General features: G+C 65.7%; 21 protein-coding genes and 1 pseudogene. 6 read left to right on the top strand and 16 right to left on the bottom strand.

Annotation, left to right across the window (positions count from 1 at the left end; all coding sequences use genetic code 11):
• Nucleotides 1–6 precede the first annotated feature (6 nt).
• Nucleotides 7–2046 carry a S9 family peptidase gene (locus KV697_RS00495; protein ID WP_219019660.1) on the top strand — a complete coding sequence of 680 codons (2040 nt, stop codon included), beginning with the start codon at nt 7–9 and terminating at the stop codon, nt 2044–2046.
• Nucleotides 2047–2747: 701 nt separating this feature from the next.
• Here the strand turns inward: KV697_RS00495 and KV697_RS00490 are convergent.
• The 8 genes from KV697_RS00490 to KV697_RS00460 form a co-directional block, all read right to left on the bottom strand.
• On the bottom strand, nt 2748–3194 hold the full coding sequence (locus KV697_RS00490) for a hypothetical protein (protein ID WP_219019659.1): 447 nt from the start codon (nt 3192–3194) through the stop codon (nt 2748–2750).
• Nucleotides 3195–3245: 51 nt separating this feature from the next.
• Nucleotides 3246–5060, bottom strand: a complete 1815-nt coding sequence (locus KV697_RS00485; RefSeq protein WP_257575901.1) for a TonB-dependent receptor — start codon at nt 5058–5060, stop codon at nt 3246–3248.
• Nucleotides 5057–5404, bottom strand: coding sequence for a hypothetical protein (locus KV697_RS20025; RefSeq protein WP_257575472.1), 348 nt, complete (start codon nt 5402–5404; stop codon nt 5057–5059). The genes KV697_RS00485 and KV697_RS20025 overlap by 4 nt, the downstream gene beginning before the upstream one ends.
• A 106-nt stretch (nt 5405–5510) precedes the next feature.
• The gene (locus KV697_RS00480) at nt 5511–6881 is read right to left on the bottom strand and encodes a sensor histidine kinase (protein WP_219019658.1); all 1371 of its coding nucleotides are present in this window, start codon (nt 6879–6881) and stop codon (nt 5511–5513) included.
• A complete protein-coding gene (locus KV697_RS00475; RefSeq protein WP_219019657.1) occupies nt 6871–7560 on the bottom strand; it encodes a response regulator transcription factor in 690 nt (229 codons plus the stop codon). The genes KV697_RS00480 and KV697_RS00475 overlap by 11 nt, the downstream gene beginning before the upstream one ends.
• 419 nt (nt 7561–7979) lie before the next feature.
• Nucleotides 7980–8486, bottom strand: a complete 507-nt coding sequence (locus KV697_RS00470; RefSeq protein WP_257575471.1) for a Dps family protein — start codon at nt 8484–8486, stop codon at nt 7980–7982.
• 268 nt (nt 8487–8754) lie between these two features.
• Nucleotides 8755–10116, bottom strand: coding sequence for a sensor histidine kinase (locus KV697_RS00465; RefSeq protein WP_219019656.1), 1362 nt, complete (start codon nt 10114–10116; stop codon nt 8755–8757).
• The gene (locus tag KV697_RS00460; protein ID WP_219019655.1) at nt 10094–10771 is read right to left on the bottom strand and encodes a response regulator transcription factor; all 678 of its coding nucleotides are present in this window, start codon (nt 10769–10771) and stop codon (nt 10094–10096) included. Before KV697_RS00460 ends, KV697_RS00465 begins: the two co-directional genes overlap by 23 nt.
• A 184-nt stretch (nt 10772–10955) precedes the next feature.
• Between KV697_RS00460 and KV697_RS00455 the strand changes: the two genes are divergently transcribed.
• Nucleotides 10956–12212, top strand: a complete 1257-nt coding sequence (locus tag KV697_RS00455) for a TolC family protein (protein ID WP_219019654.1) — start codon at nt 10956–10958, stop codon at nt 12210–12212.
• Complete coding sequence (locus KV697_RS00450; RefSeq protein WP_219019653.1) at nt 12209–15379, top strand: efflux RND transporter permease subunit; 3171 nt, start codon at nt 12209–12211, stop codon at nt 15377–15379. Before KV697_RS00455 ends, KV697_RS00450 begins: the two co-directional genes overlap by 4 nt.
• Nucleotides 15380–15485: 106 nt before the next feature.
• On the opposite strand, the gene KV697_RS00445 is transcribed toward KV697_RS00450, so the two are convergent.
• Entirely contained in the window at nt 15486–16349 is an 864-nt protein-coding gene (locus KV697_RS00445) for a LysR family transcriptional regulator (RefSeq protein ID WP_257575470.1), read from the bottom strand.
• 215 nt (nt 16350–16564) lie between these two features.
• Between KV697_RS00445 and KV697_RS00440 the strand changes: the two genes are divergently transcribed.
• The 3 genes from KV697_RS00440 to KV697_RS00430 are packed head-to-tail and all read left to right on the top strand — an operon-like array spanning nt 16565 to nt 18845.
• Nucleotides 16565–17260 (top strand): type 1 glutamine amidotransferase domain-containing protein, encoded by a 696-nt coding sequence (locus KV697_RS00440; RefSeq protein WP_219019652.1) that lies wholly within the window; start codon nt 16565–16567, stop codon nt 17258–17260.
• Nucleotides 17261–17262: 2 nt separating this feature from the next.
• A complete protein-coding gene (locus tag KV697_RS00435; RefSeq protein WP_219019651.1) occupies nt 17263–17718 on the top strand; it encodes a VOC family protein in 456 nt (151 codons plus the stop codon).
• Complete coding sequence (locus KV697_RS00430; protein ID WP_219019650.1) at nt 17718–18845, top strand: NADH:flavin oxidoreductase/NADH oxidase; 1128 nt, start codon at nt 17718–17720, stop codon at nt 18843–18845. Before KV697_RS00435 ends, KV697_RS00430 begins: the two co-directional genes overlap by 1 nt.
• Before the next feature lie 273 nt (nt 18846–19118).
• Here the strand turns inward: KV697_RS00430 and KV697_RS00425 are convergent.
• From KV697_RS00425 to KV697_RS00395, 7 genes and pseudogenes are all read right to left on the bottom strand, one after another.
• A pseudogene (locus tag KV697_RS00425) lies at nt 19119–20357 on the bottom strand (IS3 family transposase).
• Between the two features lie 100 nt (nt 20358–20457).
• Nucleotides 20458–20910 carry a hypothetical protein gene (locus KV697_RS00420; RefSeq protein ID WP_219019649.1) on the bottom strand — a complete coding sequence of 151 codons (453 nt, stop codon included), beginning with the start codon at nt 20908–20910 and terminating at the stop codon, nt 20458–20460.
• 108 nt (nt 20911–21018) lie between these two features.
• Nucleotides 21019–21417 (bottom strand): VOC family protein, encoded by a 399-nt coding sequence (locus tag KV697_RS00415; RefSeq protein ID WP_257575469.1) that lies wholly within the window; start codon nt 21415–21417, stop codon nt 21019–21021.
• Between the two features lie 211 nt (nt 21418–21628).
• Complete coding sequence (locus KV697_RS00410; RefSeq protein WP_219019648.1) at nt 21629–22180, bottom strand: fasciclin domain-containing protein; 552 nt, start codon at nt 22178–22180, stop codon at nt 21629–21631.
• An 82-nt stretch (nt 22181–22262) separates the two neighbouring features.
• Entirely contained in the window at nt 22263–22934 is a 672-nt protein-coding gene (locus tag KV697_RS00405; RefSeq protein WP_219019647.1) for an anti-sigma factor, read from the bottom strand.
• Nucleotides 22924–23445, bottom strand: a complete 522-nt coding sequence (locus KV697_RS00400; protein WP_257575468.1) for a sigma-70 family RNA polymerase sigma factor — start codon at nt 23443–23445, stop codon at nt 22924–22926. The genes KV697_RS00405 and KV697_RS00400 overlap by 11 nt, the downstream gene beginning before the upstream one ends.
• A 305-nt stretch (nt 23446–23750) precedes the next feature.
• Nucleotides 23751–24740: an amidohydrolase family protein gene (locus KV697_RS00395; RefSeq protein WP_219019645.1), complete on the bottom strand. Its 990-nt coding sequence runs from the start codon at nt 24738–24740 to the stop codon at nt 23751–23753.
• Between the last annotated feature and the right edge of the window lie 2 nt (nt 24741–24742).

Genomic DNA, 24742 nt, shown 5'->3' with positions numbered 1-24742 from the left:
CTGTCCATGACGAACCCCTATTGGTGGCTGCGCGGGGTCGCAGCCGCGCTGATCACCTGCGCCTTCACGCCTTGCGCCAGCATGTCGCTCGACACGTATGTCGCCATGGAGCGCGGTCGCCCCGTGCCGCCTCCCATCACGCGCGATCGGTTCCTGGCCGAGCCTGCCGTAACCTCGGTCGAACTCTCGCCGAACGGGCGGCATGTCGCCTGGCTGCGCCGTCAGGGAAGTGACACGGGTCTGTGGCTGACCGCGACCGATCGCATCGCACCCCGGCGATGGCTGCGGCGGGTCGATGCCGAGCGGCTATACTGGTCGCATGACGGACGGTGGCTGTTCCTCGTCACGCCGAAATCGCTGCGTGCTATCCCCACCGACGGTGCATCCGGGGCGGGGATATTGGCGTCGTTCGATCGACCGCAGGACTGGCGGGTTATCGGTCCAGACCCGTGGCAACCCGCGGCGATGTTGCTGCTGGAGACCCGGCATCGCTTCGGTGTGCGGGAACCGATCGGTACGCGTCTGTGGCGCGTCAGGCCGGGCGGTCGCCGAACACTGGTGGCCTTTGCCCGCCGCCGCATCGTCGATGTCGCGGTTCATCCCGATGGCCATGTCGCCTTTGCCAAGCTGGTCGATGGCGACCGGCATCTCCTCACGGCACGTTCGGACGGCGGGCGTTACCATGTCATCGCCCGCTGCGAGCAATTGCGCCGCTGCGACCTACTCGGCACCGACCTGACGGGGCTCAAGCTCTTCCTACGCGGCGATCTCGTGGGCGATCTGCAAGCCGTCATGGAGATACGAGGCGATGGCCGGATCAAGCGGCTTCATGAGGACCCAGCGCATATCGCGGACCTCGATATGGTGGCTCTCGACCCGAAAAACGGGCGTCCGATCATCGCCGCCTATCGCGGCCCTGTCACTTCACTCGCCGGACTGACGCCAGAGGCAAGCGCAGCCTTGCAACAATTGCGCCGCGTCCTTCCCGGCAGCGAACATCGGGTCCAGCCGTCGAGCGGGCGTCTATGGCTGATCGAGGAACGTGACGCGCGGCTGCAAGGCGGCCGCTGGCATCTGTTCGACAGCGCGACCGGCCGTTTGCGATCGCTGATCGACGATCCCGGCATGAGCCCACGCATCGCGCCAGGCAATCTCGCGCGGGTGATACCGGTCGCTTTCCGTGCCAGCGACGGCATGACGATCCACGCCCTGCTGACCCTGCCGCCTGGCCGCGACGTGGCCCAGGCGCCGCTGGTGGTTTTCGTCCATGGCGGGCCCTGGTCCAGCGACACCACCGATTATAGCGCGCAGACCCAGTTGCTGGCTAACCGGGGCTATATCGTCTTCCGCCCGCAATATCGCGGATCTACCGGCTTTGGGCGTCGCTATCTGTTCGCGGCCCATAGCGACTTCGGCGATGGTCGCGTCCAGCGCGACATCGAGGATGGCACCCGCTGGCTGTTGGCCAACCGGATCGGCGATCCCAAGCGGGTTGCGATCGTCGGCGCCTCCTATGGCGGTTACGCGGTGTTGCAGGCGCTGTCGGACGGTTCGCGCCTTTATCGCGTCGGCGTAGCGGCGGTGCCTCCGGCCGATTTCGGACGAACGATCGCACGCATGGTCGCCCGAGGTGTGGGCGGCGACTATCAGGGCATCGATTTCGCGTCCCGCCTGCGGGCGCTTGACCTGGATCCCGCCAATCCGACGATCATGGGTCAGCTGTCGCACGAGGCGCCAGTCAAGCGGATCGCGCGACTGTCCGCGCCGCTGACGATCATTGCCGCCGAGCGGGACGACCGCATAGCGTTGCGCGACGTGCTCGATTACGCCGCCCGGGGCCGGCTATGGGGCAAGCCCATCGACATGATCGTCGCCAAGGGCCAGCCTCACGCACCCGACGAAATTCTGCCCCGCCGGGCCATGCTGTTCCTGACCGAGGATGCCTTGGCCCGCCACCTTGGATTGCATGGTGCAGAGCCGCCTATCCAGCCCGTGCGCAAGTGGATGACTGCTAATCTCAGACGTGCCGACAAGGGGTTTCCTTGAGTCCATCTATCCACTGCGCGAAGCCTTTGCCCGTTAACGATCTGAATTACGAATGGCTGGTTTTGACACGAGCCGACGTCACTCCTTCGCGTGGGAACGACCTCCATCGGTCGAAGCCCACCCCTAAGTGCCAGGCGCGCTGACCCAGAAACGGTCATTCGCGCGACTATCTGCGTGTCCAACTTCCGCCATTCGTTCATGTCGGCAAATGCCCAGTTTCGGGCATGCAAATTCGGCGGTTGAAAGGTGCGAACTCATGGAAACGCGGCGCGGCCGTCTCTCTGTTGACATGTTTCGGCAGACAAAGCTGCAAAACGGCTTGAAAAACGCTCCATAACCGGCACGCGCACATCGCCGCCCCTGCCCGACGCTGGAGGTCTTCCGGCCCTCTCGACCAAACGGTGCTGCCGTGCTGATCGCCGCTCGACGCGGCTATAAGCGGATCGAGATGGCGATCGAGGCGATGCCGGCCGCACGCTGGCTCATTGCCCATGGCATCACCGCCTAGTCGAACGTCCAGCGCTCCGTCGCGAGGTAGTTGACATGGGTGTCGAGGCGGATGTCGACGACGCGTTCATCTCGTCCATATAGACCCGGATTTCCTCCGGCTCGGCGGAGGCCGGCGCAACGACACACGTGACCAGCGCCGCGGCCGGGGACCGAAACATGCTAGGCGGTACGATCGACGGGTGGGACAGCGTTCAGAGGGCATAGAGGATTATCGGCGCGACCACGCCGGCGACCAGCACGATGACCGCCTCGCGCCGCGTTGTGCGCAGGTGAAGCGCGATCGCGCATCCCGAGAGCGCCGACACCGCCAGGGCGATCGCCATCAGGACGACGAACAGGCGCAACGCGGTGTGATCTCGCAGTGCCGGGGATGCCGGTCCGACTGATGCCGAAGCCGCAACCGCGGCGGGTGGCTTGGGCTTCGACAGCCGCTGGTGTTTATGCAGGCTCGCCGCAGCGGCCAGCCAGGCCGGAACCGGCCCATGCCTGACTTCGTGCAGCTCCAGCGTCTGGAGCGCGCCCGTCACCGCAAAGAACAGGATCGCGGGAGTAAAAAACAGGCCGATCAGCCGGTGACAGCGACGCAAGGCACGCGCCCACTGGCCGCGCGACCGGGGGGAAGAGGATGGAAAGGCCATGAGGTTCCTTGGAAAAATGGCCGGGACGGTCCGCACCGTCCCGGCCCGGTATCAGAAGCCCGCACCGAGCGTCAGGCGAAAGGTGCGCGGCGTGCCGGCGTACAGATGCGTCTCGCCACCCGTCGCCCAATAGGTCTTGTCGAGCAGATTGTCGGCCGTCACCCGGACGGTGATTGCATCGGCGTCGGCGCGGGTCACGCGATACGCGGCACCCAGGCTGACCGTCGCATAGCCGGGCAGGAAGACCCGGTCCTGCAAATCGTCGGAGCGACGCCCGGTATAATAGACCCCGCCGTTCAGTTCGGCCCCCTCCAGCCAATGCGGGCGATAGGCCAGGAAGGCCGATCCGGCGTAGCGCGGCGCGTTGATGACATGGCGTCCGTTCTGGGCCGCAACGCTGGTCTTCACCTGCACCGCGTCGAGAAACTGCCAGGAGGCCGCACCGGTCAGTTCGGGCAGTATCCGCCCCTGGAACGACGCCTCGACACCCCGGAACCGGGCGCGGCCGTCGCTGACGAAGATGTTGTTCGCGTCGATATAGGTGGAGGGCCGGTCGATGTCGAAATAGGCCAGGCTGGCGGTCGCCCCGCCCGCGTCCGCCTTGACCCCGACCTCCTTCTGGCGGCTGACCAGCGGCGGCAGGATCGCACCCGCATTGGCGGCGGTCAGCGGTGCGGTGCCTGCGCTCTCCAGACCTTCGACATAGGAGGCGTACAGGCTGGCCTGGGCGACCGGATGGACGATCACGGCGGCCATCGGCGACACCATGTCGAGCTGGAACGGCGTCGTGCCAACCTTCTCGACCCGGAAGCTCGACTGACGCGCCCCGCCGATTACGGTCAGCGCATCGCCGACATGCGCGGTGTCCATCAGGTAGAAGCCCTTGTCGTCGGTATACTGCTTGAAAGCCGCCGACTTCGGCTTGAACGTCAGGGCCGAGGTCGGGACGGCGGGCGGCGCGTAATAGTTGCTCGACCCCGTAAAGCTGCTGGTCGCGGCCGCCCCTTCCCACAGATGGTTGGCGGCATATCCCGCCAGGATCTCCTGACGCAGGATGCCGGTCGTGATGACGCCGTTGATCTCGGCGCGCATGCTGTTGTTGCCGAAATCCTCGCTCGGGCTGACATAGCCGATCAGGGTCGCCGCGCCGGTCGTATAGTCGGTCGGATTGATGTCGACGATCCAGCGGCTGCGATGCAGGCGCGCGATGCCGCCATCGACATGGACCGACCAATTTTCGTCGATCTTGTAGTTCAGCCGCGCCAGCCCGTTCGTCACCCGCCCGAAATAGGCCGCATCGGTCGGGGCGAAACGCAGATGCGGATTCGGATAGGGTGGCAAGGTGACGGTGCCGCCGATGCCCTTCACCGCGCCCACCGGATTGGGCAGCATGACGGCGCCCGGCTCGGCCATCTTGCGCTCATAATGTTCGATGTCGAACTGCAGCGACAGCCGGTCGGTCGGCCGCACGTCGAAGGCGCCGCTGGTCAGCCAGCGATAGCCATCCACGCCGTCGAACGGCGTCTCCAGATGTGCGGCATAGCCGTTCAGCCGCATGCCGAACTGCCCGTTGCTGCCGAACAGCCGCCCGACATCGGCGCCGATGCCGTACGTCCCCTCGACATCGGTATCCAGGCGGAAGTCGGTAACGGGATCGCGCCCTGCCCGCTTGGTCACCATGTTGACGATGACCGATGGGCTCGTGAAGCCGTAATAGAGCGCGGACACGCCCTTCAGCGCCTCGACCCGTTCCTTGTTCTCGATCGGGATCGGCAGATAGTTGATGATCGGCAGCGTGCCGTTCAGGCGGAAATTGGTACGAGGATTGGCGACGACCCCTCGCGCGGCATAGCTGTTCGCGGTCAGCGGGCTGTTGCCCTGCTGGGTGATGCCGCGACGTTGCGCAGCGCATCGTCCAGCCCGCGCGCGTCCTGCGCGTGGAGCAGGTTGCGGTCGATCACCGTCACGGTCAGCGGCGTGTCGAGCAGCGACTGGTTGCGGAATGCCCCGACCTGCGTCTCGGTCGGCGCGCCCTCCTTATCCCGGCGGCCGGTGACGGTGATGTCGCCGTCCTTCGCAAAGCCGGTCTGCGGGTCCGCATCGCCCGGCCCCGCCCAGGCCGCAGATGGTGCCGCGACCGTCAGGATCGAGGTCAAAAGAATAGCGTTGCGATACCGGCGGATTCGCCGGCCGCTCTGGCCGTTCGTCATGATGATTGCCCCTCAAGCTGTGTTGTCGGGGCCGCTAAGCCTACGTCATGTCAGTTGTGTTGCAGTGCGGAGAGGTTGGGAAATTGTATAGGAACCGTCGCTTACGTCAGGCGTGCGGCACGCCCTCGCCCCTGGGTTGAAGGACGACGCGCAGCCCCGGCCCGGCGTCCTCGAGCGTCAGGGACATACCATGGATTCCCGCAACCGCCGCGACCAGGCTGAGCCCCAGCCCATGCCCCGGCGTCGCCCGGCTGGCGTCGAGCCGGGTAAAGCGCTGGAGCACACGCGCCCGGTCGGCAGGGGCGATGCCGGGCCCATCGTCCTGCACCGACAGCATGATCCGATCCGCCACGCGGTCCAGCGTCACGGCGACGTCGGTTCCGAGAGGGGTGTGGGTTGCGGCATTCTCGATCAGATTGACGAGTCCCTGTGCCAGCAACTGCCGATCACCGACGATGGCGACGCCCCGCGCCACCACCCAATGCAACCGCCGCCCGCCATCGCGCAACGCCGGTTCGTAGCTTTCGCAGATCTCCTCGACCAGCGCCGACAGGTCGATCGGACCGAAGCCGCGCCGCCCAGCCCCCGCCTCGATCTCCGAGATGCGCAGCAGCGCAGCGAATATCTCCAGAACCTCGTCCGCCTGCGCGACGACCGACTCCAGCCGTGCGCGGCCTCCCTCCGCCCCATCCCACGCCCCCATCGCCCGCTCGGCCTCGGCGCGCAGCCGGGTCAGCGGGGTGCGAAGGTCGTGCGCGATGTCGCTCGATACCTGGCGTAAATTCCCGATCAATGCGCCGATCCGGTCGAGCATCGTGTTGAGGACGGTGCCCAGCCGGTCGAACTCGTCATCCCCCGTGATCGGCATCCGCTGTTCCAGCCGCCCTACCATGATCGCGCGCGCGGTGTCGGCCATCGCCTCCAAGCGTCGGCGCAGATAGGCGCTGAGCAGCAGTGCGCTGACGATGCCCAGCATGGCGATGGCCAGCCCCTGGAACACGAACAGCCGGGTGATCGGCGCGGCAGCCGCCCCGACCACATCGCTGGCGGAGGCGATGACGACGGTCGACCCGTCGCCCAACCGCGCGGAAAAGACCCGTGCCGGTATGGCGGCGACATGGCGGGGATGAAGCACGATCTCTCCCCAGCCCGGCGGCTGGACCGCAAGCACTGCCGCGCCCGCGATCCGACGGCCATCGCTTGCGAACACGCCGCGCAGCAGGTCGGGCATCATGTCCGCCCGCTGCGCCATCGCCTGCATCAACCCCCTGCGGCCGCCTTTGCGATAATGATGGACCAGACTGCGCGCGTCGTCGGTGATCCGCTGGTCGAGCTGTCGCTGGACCGTGACGTGAAAGGCATGGACTACCAGCCCGCCGAGCAACGCGGTGGCGAGCAGGATCGCAGCGGAATGGACCAGCGCGATCCGCAGCGTCGCGGAATGCCGCCATCGTAACAACAACCGGTCAGACGCCATCGCGCATTCGATAGCCGGCGCCGCGCACCGTTTCGATTGCCTCGCCGCATCCCGCATCCGCCAGGCGCGTGCGCAACCGGCTGAGATGCGTCTCGACGATATTGGTGCGGGGGTCAAAATGAAGTTTCCATACGCTTTCCAGCAGCATGGTGCGGGTCACCAGCTTCCCTTGCGCGCGCAGCAGTTCCTCCAGCAAACGGAACTCGCGCGGCTGCACAGGAATCGCCGCCCCCTGCCAGCGAACCTGGCGGTCGAGCAGATCGAGCGTCAACCCGCCCCAGCGCAACGAAACCTCGGGACCGTCCTCGTCCTTCTTCGCCGCCCATCTCCGCCTCAGCGCGTTGATCCGCGCGGTCAGCTCCGGCAGTGCGAAGGGCTTGACCAGATAATCGTCCGCCCCGGCCTCCAGCCCCTCGACCCGGTCCGCGATTGCACCGAGCGCGGTCAGCATCAGTACCGGCAGATGCCGGTCCCGTCGCCGGATAGCGGCCAACACGCTCATCCCGTCACCGCCCGGCATCAGCCGGTCCAGCACCGCCAGATCGAACGGCTCTGCCTCCAGCAGTGCCAGCGCATCACGGCCGGTCGACGCGATCCGGACATGGTGCCCCGCCGCGCCGAGTCCGGCGCCGATATTCTCCGCCGTGGTCGCATCATCCTCCGCCAGCAGAATCTTCATCAGCCGCGATGCTTCGTTGTCAGGATCGCGCGGAAGAGTGTGGCGAAAAACGGATGTGCTGGCGGCATGGTCGTGATGTCTACGAAACTGGGAGCCAAAATCCCGAAGCCTATTCGACGATCAGGGCAAGGACGTACGGTGCCCCTAGGAACCATTGATGACCGCGCCATTACGATGCCCGCAACCATCGTCGCCTGTTCGAGCCCATTGGCAACATCCTGCCTGCCACAGCCGAAAGCAATTTCATGCTGCGGTAGATACCATCGAAAAGGCGGCAGGGCTTACATTCTAAGCCTTCTACAAACCCGGCGCCAGCAGGCCGCTGCTGGCGCCGGTTCGATAGGATCATCCGATGTGCTCCCAACTGCCGTAAGGCCTTGAGTCCCCGGCACCGGGTCGAGCGCGACGGGCGTCGATGCCTATCGCGCGCCGAGGGCCGTCCGTGCCATAGGCGGCACCGGGCGGCCGCCGTTCAGGTCCGTGCCGTTATTGGCGTCGGTCGGAGTCGGCTGCATCATGGCGCGCATCTGCCACTGATATTTGTCGATCGCGTGCTGGACCTCCTGCAATAAGTTCGAGGTGGTGGGGTCGCGATCCTCGCTGGCCTTGATGCCCTGGCCGATCCCGTCGCTGACCACGCGGCAGTTGGTCGCGAACCAGCCGATCACCTGCGCATCGTCGATGAAGCCGCCCGGCATTTCCGGCACGCGGCTGGTGCGCACGATGGTATTGGCGCGGCCGTCCGCCGATGCGCCGATGGCGAGCAGCCGCTCGGCCACTTCGTCGGCATATTTGGCGACACCGTCATGATGATCCTGCAACAGCTCGTGCAGCGGGTAGAACAGCGTGCCCGACACGTTCCAATGCGCCTGCTTGGTCTGAAGCTGAAGCTGCTGGAGTTCGATCGGCGTCTGCTGAAGCGCCATGATCGAGGCACGCTGCGCCTCGCTCTGTGGGCCGCCATGCGGCTGGCTGGACAGGCTGTTCTACGGGAATCCATTGCCCGTCCGGGTGTCGCCGGTCTGGGCGAAAGCGGGCGCGGCAAAGAGGCACGCGACCAGCGCGAGCGAAGCGTAACGCATCGTTCCTATTCCTTCGATAAGGGGCTCAGCCGGGAGACATGGCGTTCGGCTCAGGCCGTGAGTCGGCGGACGGTGAACGCAACCATCGGCATAGGGTTCTATAAATTTATGTTTAATTTGCCACGCCGGGGCAGATGATCGAAACGGCACTGCCCTGGGCCGCAAAGACCAGAGCGAAGCCGTGGAGATCGGCGATCGTCTTGACCAGCGGCAGGCCCAGCCCCACCCCCGGCTGATCGACCCGCCCGCGATAGAAGCGTTGCAGCACCAGCGCCCGCTCCGCCGGGGGGACACCGATACCGTCATCGGCGACACTCAGCACGATGTCGCGCCCCTGCATCCCCAGGGTGACGCGCACCGCGCCGCCGGCCCGCCCAAACTTCATCGCATTGTCGATCAGGTTCGACACCGCCTCGATCAATAGACTCGCATCGCCATCGACCGGCGGCGCCGTTTCGGTGGCACAGGACAGGGTAATGCCGCGATCCTCGGCAGTTGGGTGGTGCAGGTCGCACGCATCCTCGACCAGCCGGGCCAGATCAACAGGCGCGAAACGGCTGCGGCGGGCATGGTCCTCCAGCTCGCGAATGCGCAGCAGCGCCGCGATGATGCCCAGCAGCTTGTCGACATCGGCCAGCGTCGCCTCGGCGGTTGCGGCAAAGGCGTCGCGGTCGCTATCGTCGCGCATCCCCCGCTCGACCCGTGCGCGCAGCCGCGTCAGCGGCGTGCGCAGCTGGTGCGCGATATCGTCGCCGATCCCGCGCATGTCGCCGACCAGCAGCTGGAGCCGGTCGAGCATCAGGTTGATGTCGGCGCACAGCAGCCCGAAACTGTCGGGATCGCCCGGCACCGGCAGCCGCCCGGACAGGTCGCCGCCCAAGATCCGCTCGGTCAGGCGGCGGACCGCATCGACCTGCCGCGCCGCGCGCCGCCCGGCGATCAGCCCGAAGACCAGCGCGATCAGGATGCCCGGCACCAGTCCGATCAGCAACGACTGGCCGACCAGCCGCATCGATGCGACGGAGTCGTCCAGATCGACGCCGACCAGCAGGCGCGTACCGTCCGGCATCGGGCAGAGCTGCACCCGCGCCTCGTCGCTGTGCTTGCCCGGCAATTCGGTGGGCACGACGGTGGCGACGAACGACCCGCCGCTGCGCGCACCCGGCGGCAGATGGGCGACATTGCCCGCGATCCGCCGTCCATTGGCATCGAACAGGGCCAGGAACAGGTCGCGGTGAATGTCGCGGTCCAGCTTCTCGCGCAGTTCCTCTGGCCGCTCCCCCGCCGGGGTCAGGCGGAAGAAGGTGCAGTCGTCGCTCAAGCGATGCTCGATCTCGCGCCGATGGGTGTCGCCCGCCAGCACCCAGAAGACCGCCGCCAGCGCCAGCGATTGCAGGACCAGCATCGCCGCCAGCGCGCTGCCCCATCGCCAGGTCGCCCGCGCGCGCGGATCAGTGGGGAAGATCGAAGACATAACCCTGCCCCCGCACGTTGCGGATCAGCTGCGCCTCGCCCTCGCCATCCACCTTGCGGCGCAGGCGGCCCATATGGACGTCGACGACATTGGTGTTGGGCTCGAAACTATAGCCCCAGACATCCTGAAGCAGCATCGAGCGAGTGATGATCCGTCCCGGCCGCCGGACCATATAATCGAGCAACTTCAGCTCGCGCGGCAACAGCTCGAGCGGACGCCCGGAGCGCGTCGCCTTACCCGCCAGCAGGTCGAGGTCGAGCGGCCCCGCGATCAGCCGCGTCTCGCGCGTGTCGTTGGGGCGGCGCAGCAGCGCCTCGACCCGCGCGATCAGTTCGACCAGCGCGAACGGCTTGGGCAGATAGTCGTCGCCCCCGGCACGCAGACCTCTTACGCGGTCGTCCAGGCTGCCGAGCGCGCTGAGCACCAAGGCGGGTGTGCGCTGCCCCCGCGCACGCAGATCGGACAGCAACGCAAGCCCCTCACCATCGGGGAGCTGCCGGTCGAGGATCAACAGGTCGAAATCCGCGCCTTCAACACGCATGGATGCAGCAGCCAGACTGGACGCATGGCAGACGTCATGCCCGGCGGCCCCCAGTTCGAGCATGATCTCGTTTGCCGTGCCCGCATCATCCTCGATCAACAATATCCGCGCCATGTCGTCGTGATCGCAACAGACGGGTCAGCCCGTCAATGAAATTACAGTTTAGTATTGATAGTCATTACCAACCGAACGATCCCCATCATTGCATTATCATGCTTTTTCCTAAATCGGTATTTAGTCGACGTGGGCCCAAGAAGCCGTCTAGCGGCACGGTATCGATTACCGCGCAGGGGACGACATGCGGATCACGACTTTGGCAGGACTGGCGGCGACGGTGATCGCCGCGCCCGCATCGGCGCAGCAACAGGCGATGACGCTCGACGCGCTGGTCCAGAACGTTGTCGCAAGCAATCCCGAGCGCCAATTCTACCAGCGCCAGATCGAGACGGCGGGCGTCGAGCGCGAGGCCGCGGGTCGCTGGGCCGACCCGGAAGCGGTGGTCGAGTTCGGCCAGCGCCACGCGCAAGACCCGACCAGCGGCGCGGTCACGGGCGAGGGAATGACCTATGCCGTGTCGGTCGTCCAGCCGATCGAGTTCGGCGGGCGCATCGCGCTGCGCCGTGCGATCGCCGATGGGCAGGTCGGGCTGGCGCGGATCGGGTTGCAGCAGTTCGACGCGACGCTGGCCGCGCGGGCCCGGTCGCTGGGTTATGGCCTGTTCGCCGCCGACGAGAAGGCGGCCGCTGCGCGCGAGGTTTCGGTGCGGATGCGCACGCTGTCTCGCGTGATCGTCGCCCGCGATCCGGCGGGCCCCTCGCCACAGCTTGAGGCCGCCTCGCTCCAGGCCAGCGCGATCAGCGCCGAACGGACGGCGGCGACGGCGGATGCCGAGGCCAATTCGATCCTCTACGAGCTCAACCAGCTGCGCGGTGCCCCCTTTGCCGCGCGCATCCGCATCGTGCGGCCCGACATGTCGCTGCCCGCCCTGCCCTCGGGCCAGCTGCTGGCCGACCGGGCAAGCGAGAATAATTTTGAGCTGAAGGCGCTGCGCGCGCAATTCGCCCAGCAGGGGCTTCGCGTCGATCTGGCGCGCAAGGCGCGCATCCCCACGGTCAGCGTCGGCCCCTATTACGACCGCGCCCGCTCCGACATTCGCGAGACCAATTACGGCATGCGCCTGTCCACCACCATTCCGCTGTGGAACCGGCAGGCAGGCGATGTCGCGGTCGAACAGGGCAAGCAGGCGCAGGCCAATGCGACGCTGATCAATGCCGAGCGCCGCATCCTGCGCGACGTGTTCGATCAGGCCGCGCAATATGAGGCCAAGCGCGAGGCCCTGGCCAAATGGGACGCAAACTCGCCGCAGCGTTTTGCGCAGGCCGCCGCCGATGCCGACCGCAACTATCGGCTCGGCGCGATCCCGCTGACCACCTATACCCAGATCCAGCAATCCTATGTCGAGGCGGTCAATGCCGTGCTCGACACACGGCGCGAGGCGCTGGAAGCGCTGCTCCAGCTGCGGGCGCTCAACGGCGGGGCGGCGCTGGCCCGATGAAGCGTTGGCTCGATCTCGTCACCCGCCACCGGCTGGGCGTCGCGCTGGTCGCGGCGCTGATCGCTGCGATCGGGCTGTGGTCCTTCGCCAATCTTCAGATCGATGCCATCCCCGACATCACCGGGGTCCAGGTGCAGATCAACACGACGGTGCCTGCCCTCGCGCCCGAGGAGATCGAACGGCTGGTGACCCTGCCCATCGAGCGGGCCATGGGGGGGCAGCCGGGGCTGGACCAGACGCGCTCGCTGACCAAGACTGGCCTGTCGCAGGTCACGCTTCTCTATAAAGACGGCACCGACCAGTTGAAGGCACGCCAGCTCGTCACCGAGCGGCTGGCGGCGGTGCGTGACCAGCTGCCGCCAGGCAGCACGCCGCAGCTGGCGCCGATCACCACCGGGCTGGGCGAGATCTTCTACTATACGCTCAAATGGCGAAAGCCGCCGCCGGGGCTGGACGCGCAGGGCCAGCTGATGGCCCTGTACGAGGCGCAGGAATATACCGTGCGGCCGATGCTCCGTGCCGTGGCGGGGGTCGCCGACGTCAACTCGAACGGCGGGCTGGAGGAGCAATATGTCGTCGAGCCCGATCCCGTCCGGCTGACGATGCACGGCGTCACCGCAGGCGAACTGGCCGCAGCGGTCGCCAAGAATGTCGAGAATGCGGGCGGCGGCATCATCCGGCGCGGGCCCGAACGTTTCACCGTGCGCACCGACGCCCGCGTGATGACCGCCGACCAAATCGCCGCCATCCCGGTCAAGTTCGCCGGCGGCGTCCTGCCGCTCCAAGTTCGCGACCTCGCGCGCGTTGTCACCGGCGCCGCCCCGCGTCAGGGCGCCGCGACCCAGAATGGCCGCGAGACGGTGCTGGGCACGGTCATGATGCTGGTCGGGCAGAACAGCCGTGAGACGGCGCTGCGCGTGCAGGATGCACTCCCCGAAATCTCCGCCGCGCTGCCCAAGGGTATGGTGATCGACCGGCAATATAGCCGCGCCGATCTGGTCGATCAGACCATCCATACCGTCGAGCGCAATCTGGGCGAAGGCGCGCTGCTGGTCGCGATCGTCCTGCTGTTGGTGATGGGCAACTGGCGCGCCGCGATGATCGTCGCGCTGGTCATCCCGCTTGCCTTTCTGGTGACGGTCAGCGGGATGCACGCCATCGGCCTGTCGGGCAACCTCATGAGCCTGGGCGCGCTCGACTTCGGGTTGATCGTCGATGGCTCCATCGTGGTGGTCGAGAACAGCCTGCGCCTGCTCGCCCTGCGCCGCGCTGAGAAGGGCGAGGACCTGACCGCCGACGAACGGCGCGACACGGTGGCCCATGCCGCCCGCATGGTCGCGCGGCCGACCTTTTTCGGCATCGCAATCATCGCGCTCGTCTATGTGCCGGTCCTCAGCCTGGGCGGGGTCGAGGGCAAGCTGTTCCAGCCGATGGCGCAGGCGGTGATGCTGGCGATCGTCGCGGGGCTGCTCTGGACCTTCACCATCGTGCCGATGCTCTCGGCTTTGCTCCTACGCGCGCCCGCCCGGGCGCATGGCGAGGCCGCGTCAAAAGGCTTCGTTGCGGTCGCCAAGCGGGTCTACACCCCGGTGCTGGAACGCTCGCTGCGTCACCCGGCAATCTTCGTCCTCGGCGCGCTGATGCTGCTGGCGGCGGCGTTCCTCGCCTTCAAGTCACTGGGCTCGCAATTCACGCCGCAGCTGGACGAGGGCGCGATCACCGCAATGGTCTATCGCCCGGTCGGTATGTCGCTGGAACAGAGCCTGGCCATCGAGCAGGCGACCGAGCGCGCCATCCGCCGCCAATTCCCGCAGGTCAGCCATACCTTCTCGCGCATCGGCACCAGCGAGGTCGCGACCGACCCGATGCCGCCCAACGAGAATGACCTCTACATCTTCTACAGGCCGGTCAAGGACTGGCCGACCGGCGACGGAATGCCCCGCACCAAGCAGGTACTGATCGCCGGGATCGAGAAGGTCGCACGCCAGGTCTATCAGGGCCAGAATTTCGAATTCGCCCAGCCGATCGAGATGCGCTTCAACGAGATGCTGGAGGGCGTGCGCGCCGACGTGTCGGTCAAGATCTATGGCGACGATTACGACGTGCTGGAACGCGCTGCCGGACAGGCCAAGGCGATCCTGGAGAAGTTGCCCGGCACCGAGGGCGTCGAGTTCGAGACAGCGGGACGCCCCAAGAGCATCGTGGTCGAGCTGGATCGCGCCGCGCTGATCCGCCTGAACCTGGGCGCACAGGCGGTCAACGACGCGATCCGCGACGCGCTGGCGGGGGCCGAGGTCGGCTTCATCCCGCATGGCCCCGCGCGCCATGCCATCGTGATCCGCATGCCGGACTCGCTGCGCGCCGATCCGGCGGCGATCCTGGCGCTGCCATTGCGTGTCGGCGACTATGGCATGGTGCCGCTGTCCCGCGTCGCCCGGCTGAAGGAAACCCGCATCGTCGAGCCGATCCTGCACGACGACACCAACCGCCGCGCCGCGCTGATGGTCAATCTGTCGACCAGCGACCTGGCGGGCTATGTCCAGCGCGCCCAGGCGGCGATCGACGGGCAGGTCAAGCTGCCGCCTGGCTATCGCATCGAATTCGGTGGGCAATATCACCAGTTGGAGGCCGCGCAGAAACGCCTGTCGATCGTCGTGCCCGCCGCGCTGATCCTGATCTTCGCTTTGGTCTATGCCGCACTGGGCAGCGTGCGCGAGGCGGCGATCGTCTATACCGGCATTCCGTTCGCGGTGACCGGCGGCGTGCTGGCGCTGTGGCTGCGCGGCATGCCCTTTTCGATCACGGCGGCGATCGGCTTCATCGCGCTGTCGGGCATCGCGATGCTCAATGGGCTGGTGCTGATCGACCATATCAACAGCTTGCGTGATGGCCGCGAGGGCGATCCGCTGCCCGCCGAGGACGCCGTGCGGCGCGGTGCGCACGACCGCTTGCGCCCGGTGCTGTCGACGGCACTGGTCGCCTCGGTCGGGTTCATCCCCATGGCGATCGCGACCGGCTCCGGCGCGGAGGTGCAGCGGCCGCTCGCCACCGTCGTGATCGGCGGGATCATCACCTCGACGATCCTAACCCTTGTGCTGCTGCCCAGCCTCTATGCCTGGATCGAACGCCGCCGCAGAACCGTTCATCCTAAAGGGGATGTCGCGTAAACCAGACCCGTGCCCGTGCCACGGGCGAACAGCATCTCGTCCACCAGGACTAGTCAATCGTTCATCTCCACGTATCGACCGCTCCGGGATCGGTCGACCTTACCGCTCATGGACGCAATGCTCCGATCAGCGCATCGCGGGCCAATGCGACCCGGGGGTGGCGCAGGGAGGATTTGGCCCAGACGAGATAGAACGCGTTGGTCGGCACGCGGACAGGTGCTGCAATTTCGACCAGCGTGCAAGCCGTACGCTCGGCGCTGGTGAGATAGCCGGGCAGCACCGTCCAACCCAGGCCGGCGCATAGGCCAGAGCGCAGGACGCGCAGATCCGGTGCGGTCAGGGCCGGAAGCCGCGCTACCTCGATCTGGTTCGCCTCCAGCCAGTTGCGCACCAAGGGCCGGTCGAGGTCATAAGCAAGGCAAGGCACCGTATTAAGCGCCTCACTGAGCGGCATGCGTCCCATGTCCTCGGCTATGGCGGGTGCGGCCACGGCTCGCAGGTCTTCCGAGCCGATCTCCTGATAGGCCAGCCGTGCGTCCTCCGGCCGAGATGCCGTGATGCCGAGGTGCACCTTGTCATCGAGCAGCATGGCATAAAGCGCATCGCGCCCACCGATATGCAGGCGCAAATCAAGCCCGGCGTCGAGCAGCGGCCCGAGCCTTGGCGTGATCATCTCGCCGAGAAGGTCGGATGGCGCGGCGATATGCACCGTCCCCGAAATGCGAACCGACCGCGCGCGGGCCGATGCCAATGCGGCTTCGGCCTTATCGAGGCTACCGCCAATCGAGGCGGCGAAATCGTCCGCGATCGCCGTAGGGCGGACGCCACGCGAATGGCGATCGAACAGCGGATGTCCGAGTTGCGCCTCCAGCGAGGCGATATGCTGGGACGCGGCCGGCTGCGTGATGCCGAGCGCACGCGCCGCGTCGCTCAGTGACCGACGGCGATAGACTTCGATGAAGGTGCGCATCTGTGGAAGAGACATCGTGGTTCCATAAATTGATTTATGGATGATGACCATTCCCGTTGGGTTTCATGATGAGCGATGCCGCCTATCTGATGGAGCATCGACAGGACAGACGGATAGCCGAGCCTGCATCTTGATATGCGTTGGTGCGAGCCATCGCCGCGATAGCATCGTCCCTCGCCCACCTCCGTGATCCGGCATGCAAAGGAGCCAAGCCTATGATACGCATTCTCATGATCGCCACGTCAGCCGACCGCATGACGCCTGGCACCGAGCCGACGGGCGTCTGGCTCGAAGAACTGACCACGCCTTACTACGCCTTCCGCGATGGGGGAGCTTATGTGACCCTGGCCTCGATCAAGGGCGGCGCGATCCCGGTCGACCAGCGCAGCGTCAACGCCGATGGCGAGAATGATGCGTCGGTCGAGCGCTATCTGAAGGACGAAGCGCTGAAGGCCGAAGTGGCCGATACGCCCGCTTTCACCAGCATCGACTCGTCGGATTACGATGCGGTCTTCCTGCCCGGCGGGCATGGCACAATGTTCGACTATCCCGGCAGCGAGGAGCTTGCGAGACTGGTCGAGCAGTTCGACCGCGAAGGCAAGATCGTGGCTGCCGTCTGCCACGGTCCCGCGGGGCTTGTTTCCGCGAAGAAGCCCGATGGCACGCCGTTCGTGGCGGGACGCCGGGTTGCCGCCTTCACCGACAGCGAGGAACGCGCCGTGGGCCTCGATCAGGCCGTGCCGTTCCTACTCGAAACCCGCATGAAGGAACTGGGCGCGCGCCATGAGGGCGGACCCGATTTCCAGCCCTTCGCCCTGCGCGACGGCAGCCTGGTGACCGGACAGAACCCCGCTTCGGCGACACGGACGGCGGAGCTGGTCATGGAAGCCCTTAAGGCAAAGGCCGACTGATCATGCGCTATCTCCACACTATGCTGCGGGTTGCCGATCCGCAGGCTACGCTTCGTTTCTTCGAACTGCTGGGCCTCAGGGAGACCAGGCGGATCGAAAACGAGCAGGGGCGATTCACCCTAATCTTCCTGGCCGCCGACGAGGATCATCGCGGCGAGGGCAAGCCCGGCCAGGCCGAGGTGGAATTGACCTATAACTGGCCGCCCGAGGATGGCAGCCCGGCCGAGACCTACACCGGTGGCCGCAACTTCGGCCACCTCGCCTACCGCGTCGAGGACATTTACGAGACCTGCGCAAGGCTGCAGGCCGGCGGCGTGACGATCAATCGCCCGCCGCGTGACGGATATATGGCGTTCGTCCGCTCGCCCGACGGCATCTCGATCGAACTACTCCAGCAGGGCGAACGCAAGGCCCCTGCCGAACCATGGGCGTCGATGCCCAATGTAGGAGAATGGTAATGGCCAAGCTTTTCGAACCCCTGGACGTGGGCGGGCTGTCGCTCGCCAACCGCATCGTGATCGCGCCCATGTGCCAATATTCGGCCGAAGACGGTGCGATGACCGACTGGCACCTGATCCATCTCGGACAGCTGGCCATGTCGGGCGCGGGCGCTCTGACGATCGAGGCGACGGCGGTCACGCCCGAGGGGCGGATCACCTATGGCGATGTCGGATTGTGGGACGATGCCACCGAAGCGGCGATGCAGCGCGTCGTCGATGGCGTGCGCCGCTGGTCCGACATGCCGCTGATGATCCAGCTGGCCCATGCCGGACGCAAGGCGAGCACGGCCAAGCCCTGGCACGGCGGAGCACAGATCGCACCCGATGCCGAACATGGCTGGCAGACGCTTGGCCCCAGCGCGCAGCCGTTCGAACCCGACGAGCATCCACCGCTCGCGCTCGATCGCGATGGCCTTGCGCGTATCCGCGATGCCTTTGCCGATGCGGCACGGCGCGCCGCCCGGATCGGTCTGGACGCGATCCAGATCCACGCCGCGCACGGCTATCTCCTGCACGAATTCCTCTCGCCCCTCTCCAATACGCGCGAGGATGAATATGGCGGCGATCTGGCCAACCGGATGCGCTTCCCGCTCGAAGTGTTCGACGTCGTGCGCGCGGCCTTCCCGGCCGACAAGCCGGTGACGGTTCGCGTCTCGGGCACGGACTGGGTCGAAGGTGGCTGGACGGTGGACGAGACTGCAATCTTTGCCGCAGAACTCGAAGCCCGCGGCTGTGCCGCGATCCACGTGTCCAGCGGGGGGCTCGACCCTCGCCAGAAAATCCCGGTCGGTCCGTCGTATCAGGTGCCGCTCGCGAAGGTGGTGAAACAGGCCGTGTCGATGCCGGTCATAGCGGTCGGCCTCATCACCGACCCGCATCAGGCCGAGGCCACCCTTCAGGATGGCGATGCGGACGCGATCGCGATTGCGCGCGGGGTGCTGTGGGACCCGCGCTGGCCTTGGCATGCGGCTGCGGCTCTCGGCGCATCGGTGGATGCACCACCACAATATCTGCGGTCCGAACCGCATGAGGCCGGGCGTGTCCTCAGGGAAATGAAACCATCAAGGTCTACACAACACTGCTGATCGCTTAGCACCAGGGTTCTCTCGCTCCGCTTGAATTCGTCGCGTTGATGGATGCGGAGTGAGGGAGCGTGCGGTAACTTCGCGGCGCGGGCAGCGCTATATCGAACGACCGCTAGGTGCCGGGGATCACCTCTACCGGTCCAAGTGCGGTATTGTCCGTGCGGATGCCCACTATTAGGCCGCTGGGGTGGCCAAGACGCACATCCGGTCATTCGTACGAATGCAGGAGTCCCTTGGAAGCGGCCCCTCGTTAATCGTCGTTGTTGTTGCCCCCTAAATGGCTGACAGGGCCTCGCGTGTTGTCGCGATGAACTCGCGGGGTGACCTGTAGCCGAGGGCGCGGTGTGGATGCACCTCATTATAGTGGTCGAGCCAAGCTGGCAGCTGCGCGATGACGGTCTGCGTCGGGCTTGGGGTTCACGCGGACGTAATCGCGCTTGAGGGTGCGGACGAACGCCTCGGCCATGCCGTTGGACTGCGGGCTGCTGACCGGGGTGGTGCGCGGCACCAGCCCGATGTCGCGAGCAAAGGTGCGGGTGTCGCGGGCGGTATAGCAGCTGCCGTTATCCGTCAGCCACTCGATTGGCTGGGGTACGCGGTTCACCCGACCGTAGCGGTGCTCGACGGTGGCGACCATCAGGTCCTGCACATCCTCGGCGGTGATGCCGCTCGTGGTTGCCACATGCCCCATTGCCTCGCGGTCGCAGCAGTCGAGCGCGAACGCGACGCGCACCTTCTCGCCGTTGTCACAGGCGATCTCCAGCCCGTCGGAGCACCAGCGAGTGTTGCGCTGGTCGACGGCGACACGGCCGTCGTGACGGCGCTCCTCGTGCCGTCCGCCGCCTCTTTGGAGCAGCAGTCCATGCACCTTCATGACGCGGTAGACGCGCTTGGGATTGGGAGCAGCGCGACCGGTCTGCTCGGCTTGGCGGCGCAGCAGGGCATGGACGCGGCGATAACCGTAGGTGGGCAGATCGGCGACAAGCGCCCGGATGTCGGCGACTAGGTCGGCATCCGGCAATGGTGGCCGTCCGCGCGGTCGTGGCGGTGGTCGGTTGCGCATCGCAGACAGATGCGGGCGGGCGACGCTGAGCGCATCGGCTACCGCGGTCACAGAATGTCCCCGGGCAGCGAGGTCGAGCGCAAGAGCAGTTTTTTTGGGCCTGCGGCCCGGGACACGGCCTCACGCAGCTGCTCGTTCTCCATGGCCTTCTTGCCGAGCAGCCGCTGCAGTTCGCGCACCTGCGCCTCCAGCGCCCGGTACTCGGACGCTGGCACCACCTCCTCGCCGGCTGCCGCGGCGGTCAGCGCCCCCTGGTTCATCAGGCGCCGCCAGGTGAAGACCTGGCTGCCGCTGATGCCGTGCTGGCGGGCGACGAGCGACACGCTCATTCCCGGAAGATACGTCTCCTCGACGATCCGGACCTTCTCCTCCGGTGTCCACCGCCTCCGGCGCTGGACACCGGAGAGGACCTCGCCGTCATTGTAACGCCTGGTCGTACCGTCAGTCATATGCCTCACTCTTATCCAAGAGCGAGGCCCTGTCAGGTCATTTGAGGGGCCACCTCAGTCGCCGATCGGCAAATCGACGCCGGATCCAAAGACCTTGGAATCAGTAGTCGATACTGCCTGTCGACAGGGCAGTTTTGTAAAAGCAGTCTGTTTCTATTTTGACGCGATCGCTCAATCGGGCCAAGATCGAATTCGCAGCGTCGGAAAACCCCGACATATCGTTGGCGATACGACTTTCGGTCCAATGATCCACGAAACCACTCCAATCGACCTTCAGCTGCAGAAGAGCGGCCTCACCCTCAACCCAGGTCTCTCGCCATGTATCGGGTAATATCTCCAGGCGAGTGTGCTGGATGACATCGGACTCTTCACGCAGGTGCTTGCGGATGACGATGGCCAGGGCATCGAGCTGGACAGAGATATCGTGGGGGGATGCGGTCTCCTCCTTCAAATCGTCCAACAAAGTCGAGATGCTCGACTCGATATGAACATGGTCTTCGACCAGCCGAGCGAATCCCACGCGCTGCAAATTGGAATATCGCTTAGAAAACATCGGGCATGTTTCCATGTGTCATGGTGATTTCCTTGCCTAGGGGAAGGGAAAATCTGCTGGGACATGGGCTTGCCGTCGCCATGCGTGGCAAGCCCAATGCCTATCGGATCACCCCGGAAAATGAATGCCGCAAAGCTTGTTGCCGTCCGGATCGCGAACATAGGCCAGTTCGATCGTTCCCATGGATGCCGTATGACGAGGTCCGGGCGGCGCTTCGATAGACATACCCCCGGCTGCCACGGCGACGTCGTGGAATTTCTTGACCTGCTCGGGCGAGTCGCACTGGAAGGCGACCGTGCCACCGTTCGAAGCGGTCGCCTGTTCATCATTGATCGGCTGCGTGACGATGAAGGCGGTTCCGCTCTCGCCCCGATAGATCAGGCGCGTGTGGCCGCTATCGGCCACGTTCCGCATCGGCTCCCCAATGCCGAGCGTTCCCAGTACGGCGTCGTAAAAGCGCTTCGACCGTTCAATGTCGTTCGAACCAATCATCGTGTGAAACAGCACTTATCGTCTCCTACCGGGGTGCCAATGGCCTGCGGTGAAAATGTTGGGCCATGCACGCAAGGTTGACCAGCATATTAACCCGCGCCGTCGTTCAAGCGCATAAGCGATGAGGGCTTACTCTCACCTCCGAATTGGCGCGACAGATTACCCCTGCGTCGCATGGATGGAGCGACCACCTGCCGCCCCATCCCATGTCATGATCCGCCGTCGTTTATGGCATCATCACCGTATCGATAACATGCACGACGCCATTCGACTGCATGACATCGGCGGTGGTGATACGGCCGGTATCGCCCTTGCCGTCCATGATGGCCCAGCCGCCCATCGCCTTCTTGAACATGATCGGCTCGCCCTGAACGGTGGTGTAGGTCGCCGTCCCGCCATTCGCCTTTGCCTTGGCGGCAATATCCCTGGCGGTAATCCGGCCGGGTATGACATGATAGGTGAGGATCGACGTCAACTTATCCTTGTTCTCGGGCTGTACCAGGGTGTCGACGGTGCCAGCGGGCAGTTTTGCGAACGCCGCATTGGTCGGCGCGAACACGGTGAACGGGCCCGGGCCGGAAAGCGTGTCGACAAGCCCGGCCGCCTTCACCGCGGCGACCAGGGTGGTATGGTCCTTCGACTGCGAGGCGTTCTCCACGATCGTCTTCGTGGGGTACATCGCCGCCCCGCCCACCATCGGGTTGCGCGGGGCAGCACCGGCAGCAGCGCCGACGGTGAGCGCGACAGCCATCATCGCACCACGGATCATCAGGGTCATCAGATCTCTCCAGCCGCATGGAGCGCGGCTTTCGGATTACGTCGCCAACAGCCCGTTGGACGCAGCGACGCGGCGCGACCCCTTAAATTTCGGCCAGCTTACCCGCAGCCACCACCGGCCCCGTCGGTGTCGACTTGGGCGATCCGCCTAGCGGCTCGATGGAAATCGCCAATGTGGTCCCGGGTATGACCGCGACCTGCGGAGCGATCTTCAGGGGAGCCTCGCCGCCATGACGGAGCAGACCTGCCGCGTGAGGAACCCCATCGCCCCCGATCGCCCATAGCTGTGCATCCTGCCCGCTCTTCACGGACGGCGCGTCACGCAGCTTCAACGTGCGGGTGGCAGGATCGAAGAAGGCCGTGATCGGCGCGGCCCGCTCGGGCGTGAGCACGGCGAAGAGCAAGCGAGTGGGCTTGACAGGACGCGGTGCAACGGCTGGCGTGTCGGGACGGGTTACTACGACCGTCAGCAGGATCGCGGCCGCCAGACTGGCCATACCGGCAATCGCTCGCCAAGGAGCGGTACGGTGATTGTCGTTGTCGCCGACCGCCAGGATCTTGCGTTCCAGATCGCCGCTTGGCGCGACCGGCGCAACCTCGATATACAGGGCCGCCAGATGCCGTCTCCACCGGGCGACGTCGCGCGCAAAGGCCGGATCGTCCAGCATACGGCGCATCGCAGCGCTCCGCTCGTCACCATCAAGGACGCCAAGCGCCAGTTCGGCGGCGGTCAGATCGGTCTCGTCAGATGTCATCGTCGAGACACTCCTTGAGCCGTTCGAGACCGCGCCGGATCCGGCTCTTCATGGTGCTCGTCGGGACCCCGCGGACATCGGCGAGCCCGGCATAGGTGATCCCTTCGAAAAAGGCCGTCCGGATGGCGTCGCGCTGCGTTTCGCTGAGGCGATCCATGCAGCCGTGAAGTTTGCGCTCCTCCTCGTCCAGCAGCATGCTTTCCAGCGCCAGGCGCTCCGAAGCGGCGGGCTCCGCGACATTGTCCAGCGGCGCGGTCGGGCGCCGGCCCAGGGCGCGGTGATAATCGATGGCGCGGTTGCGGGCTATCGTGGCCAGCCAGGCGAATGGACTGGTCTGCCCCGGCTCATAGGCACCGGCCCGCCGCCAGATGATAGCGTAGACCTCTTGCAGAACGTCCTCCGCCGCGTGTCGCTCGCGACATATACGAAGGCAGATGCCAAAAAGCTTCGCGGACGTGAGGGCATAAAGTTGGCGGAAGGCGACACGATCCTCACGCCCGGTGGCGACCAAGGCTTTGACAAGCTCCTGCCGAGCGTCAGGTTGGTTCATTGTCACCGCTGACGGGATACCGAAGCGCTCATCGCTACACAACGGGGTGGGTCGGAACGGGGATGCGGTTCGGAGTCCGATCGTGCGCGACGCCGTTCGCCTTTGTGCTGACGCCCGTCGACGCAAAACCAAAACGCCGCGCATTCCAGCCGGCCGGGTAGACCCAATTTCAGTCATGCACGGCCGCTGAACGACGTGCCTAAATCTGCCGTTCGTTCATCCCAATTTGACGAACTCGCAGCTCGATCAGCGCATCCCGTTACGATCTACTTTTTTGCCGCTGTTGTCAGGCGTTCCCAGTTCGCGAATGCGAGGCTACGGCGCGTCGCCTCATCGATAGCCACGGTTTCCAGAAAACGTCGCGGCTCGCCACCCTCGCGATATTGATATGGGAAGTCTGTCGAGAACAGCAGGCGCTCGGGACCGACAATATCTAGGCACTGCTGAAGATAGGTAGCACTCCACATACCGCTGCCGGTGACATAGAGGTTGCGGCGTGCATATTCGATCAGCGACTGATCGAGATCGAGAGCGCGCTCCATGACGGCGGATGTGCGCTCAAGGTAGAACAGCACCACCTCGCCCCAATGGCCAAGGATGATCTGCAGCTCCGGCAGTGCGTCGAAGACGCCGGCCGCCGCAAGGCGGATCCATTCCAGCCCCGCTTCATAATGCCAACCAAGGCCAAAGGCGGCGAGCGCGAGATCGGCCCGCTCGCCGATCCCCGCATACTGGGCCGCACGCACCGACGGTGCCGGTGTCTGGGGGTGGATGAAAAGCGGCACGCTGAGTTCCGCGGCCTTGGCGAGCATGGGCCGCAGCGCCGGATGGTCGAGGTGACGGTCCCGGGTGCGCCCACACAGCATAGCACCCTTGAGGCCGAGGTCATTCACCGCGCGCTCGAGCTCGCGCGGAGCGGCATCGGAATCAGCCGTCGGCAGGGCTGCAAAACCCTGGAAGCGGGTGGAATGGCGAGCGCACGCATCGGCAATTCGGTCGTTCACGCGCTGCGCCGTCTCGACAGCCGGTCCTGCCTCCAGATTGTGGAGACCGGGCGTGGTCAATGAAAGCACTTGGACGTCGACGCCCTGCTCATCCATCAAGGCGAGACGACCTTCACCAAAGTCGGCCAGACGTTCGCCAGTGACCCCGCCATCGGCGATGGCGGATACGGGATCATGTGGCGGAGGAGCCGAAGCCCAGGCGTCCCGGACAAACGGGGGCAGGACATGTTCTTCGATGGCGATCAGGCGCATGG

The sequence above is a fragment of the Sphingomonas sanguinis genome, assembly GCF_019297835.1.
In the GTDB taxonomy this organism is placed as follows: Bacteria; Pseudomonadota; Alphaproteobacteria; order Sphingomonadales; family Sphingomonadaceae; genus Sphingomonas; species Sphingomonas sanguinis_D.
This window is presented reverse-complemented; position numbering and strand designations above follow the sequence as displayed.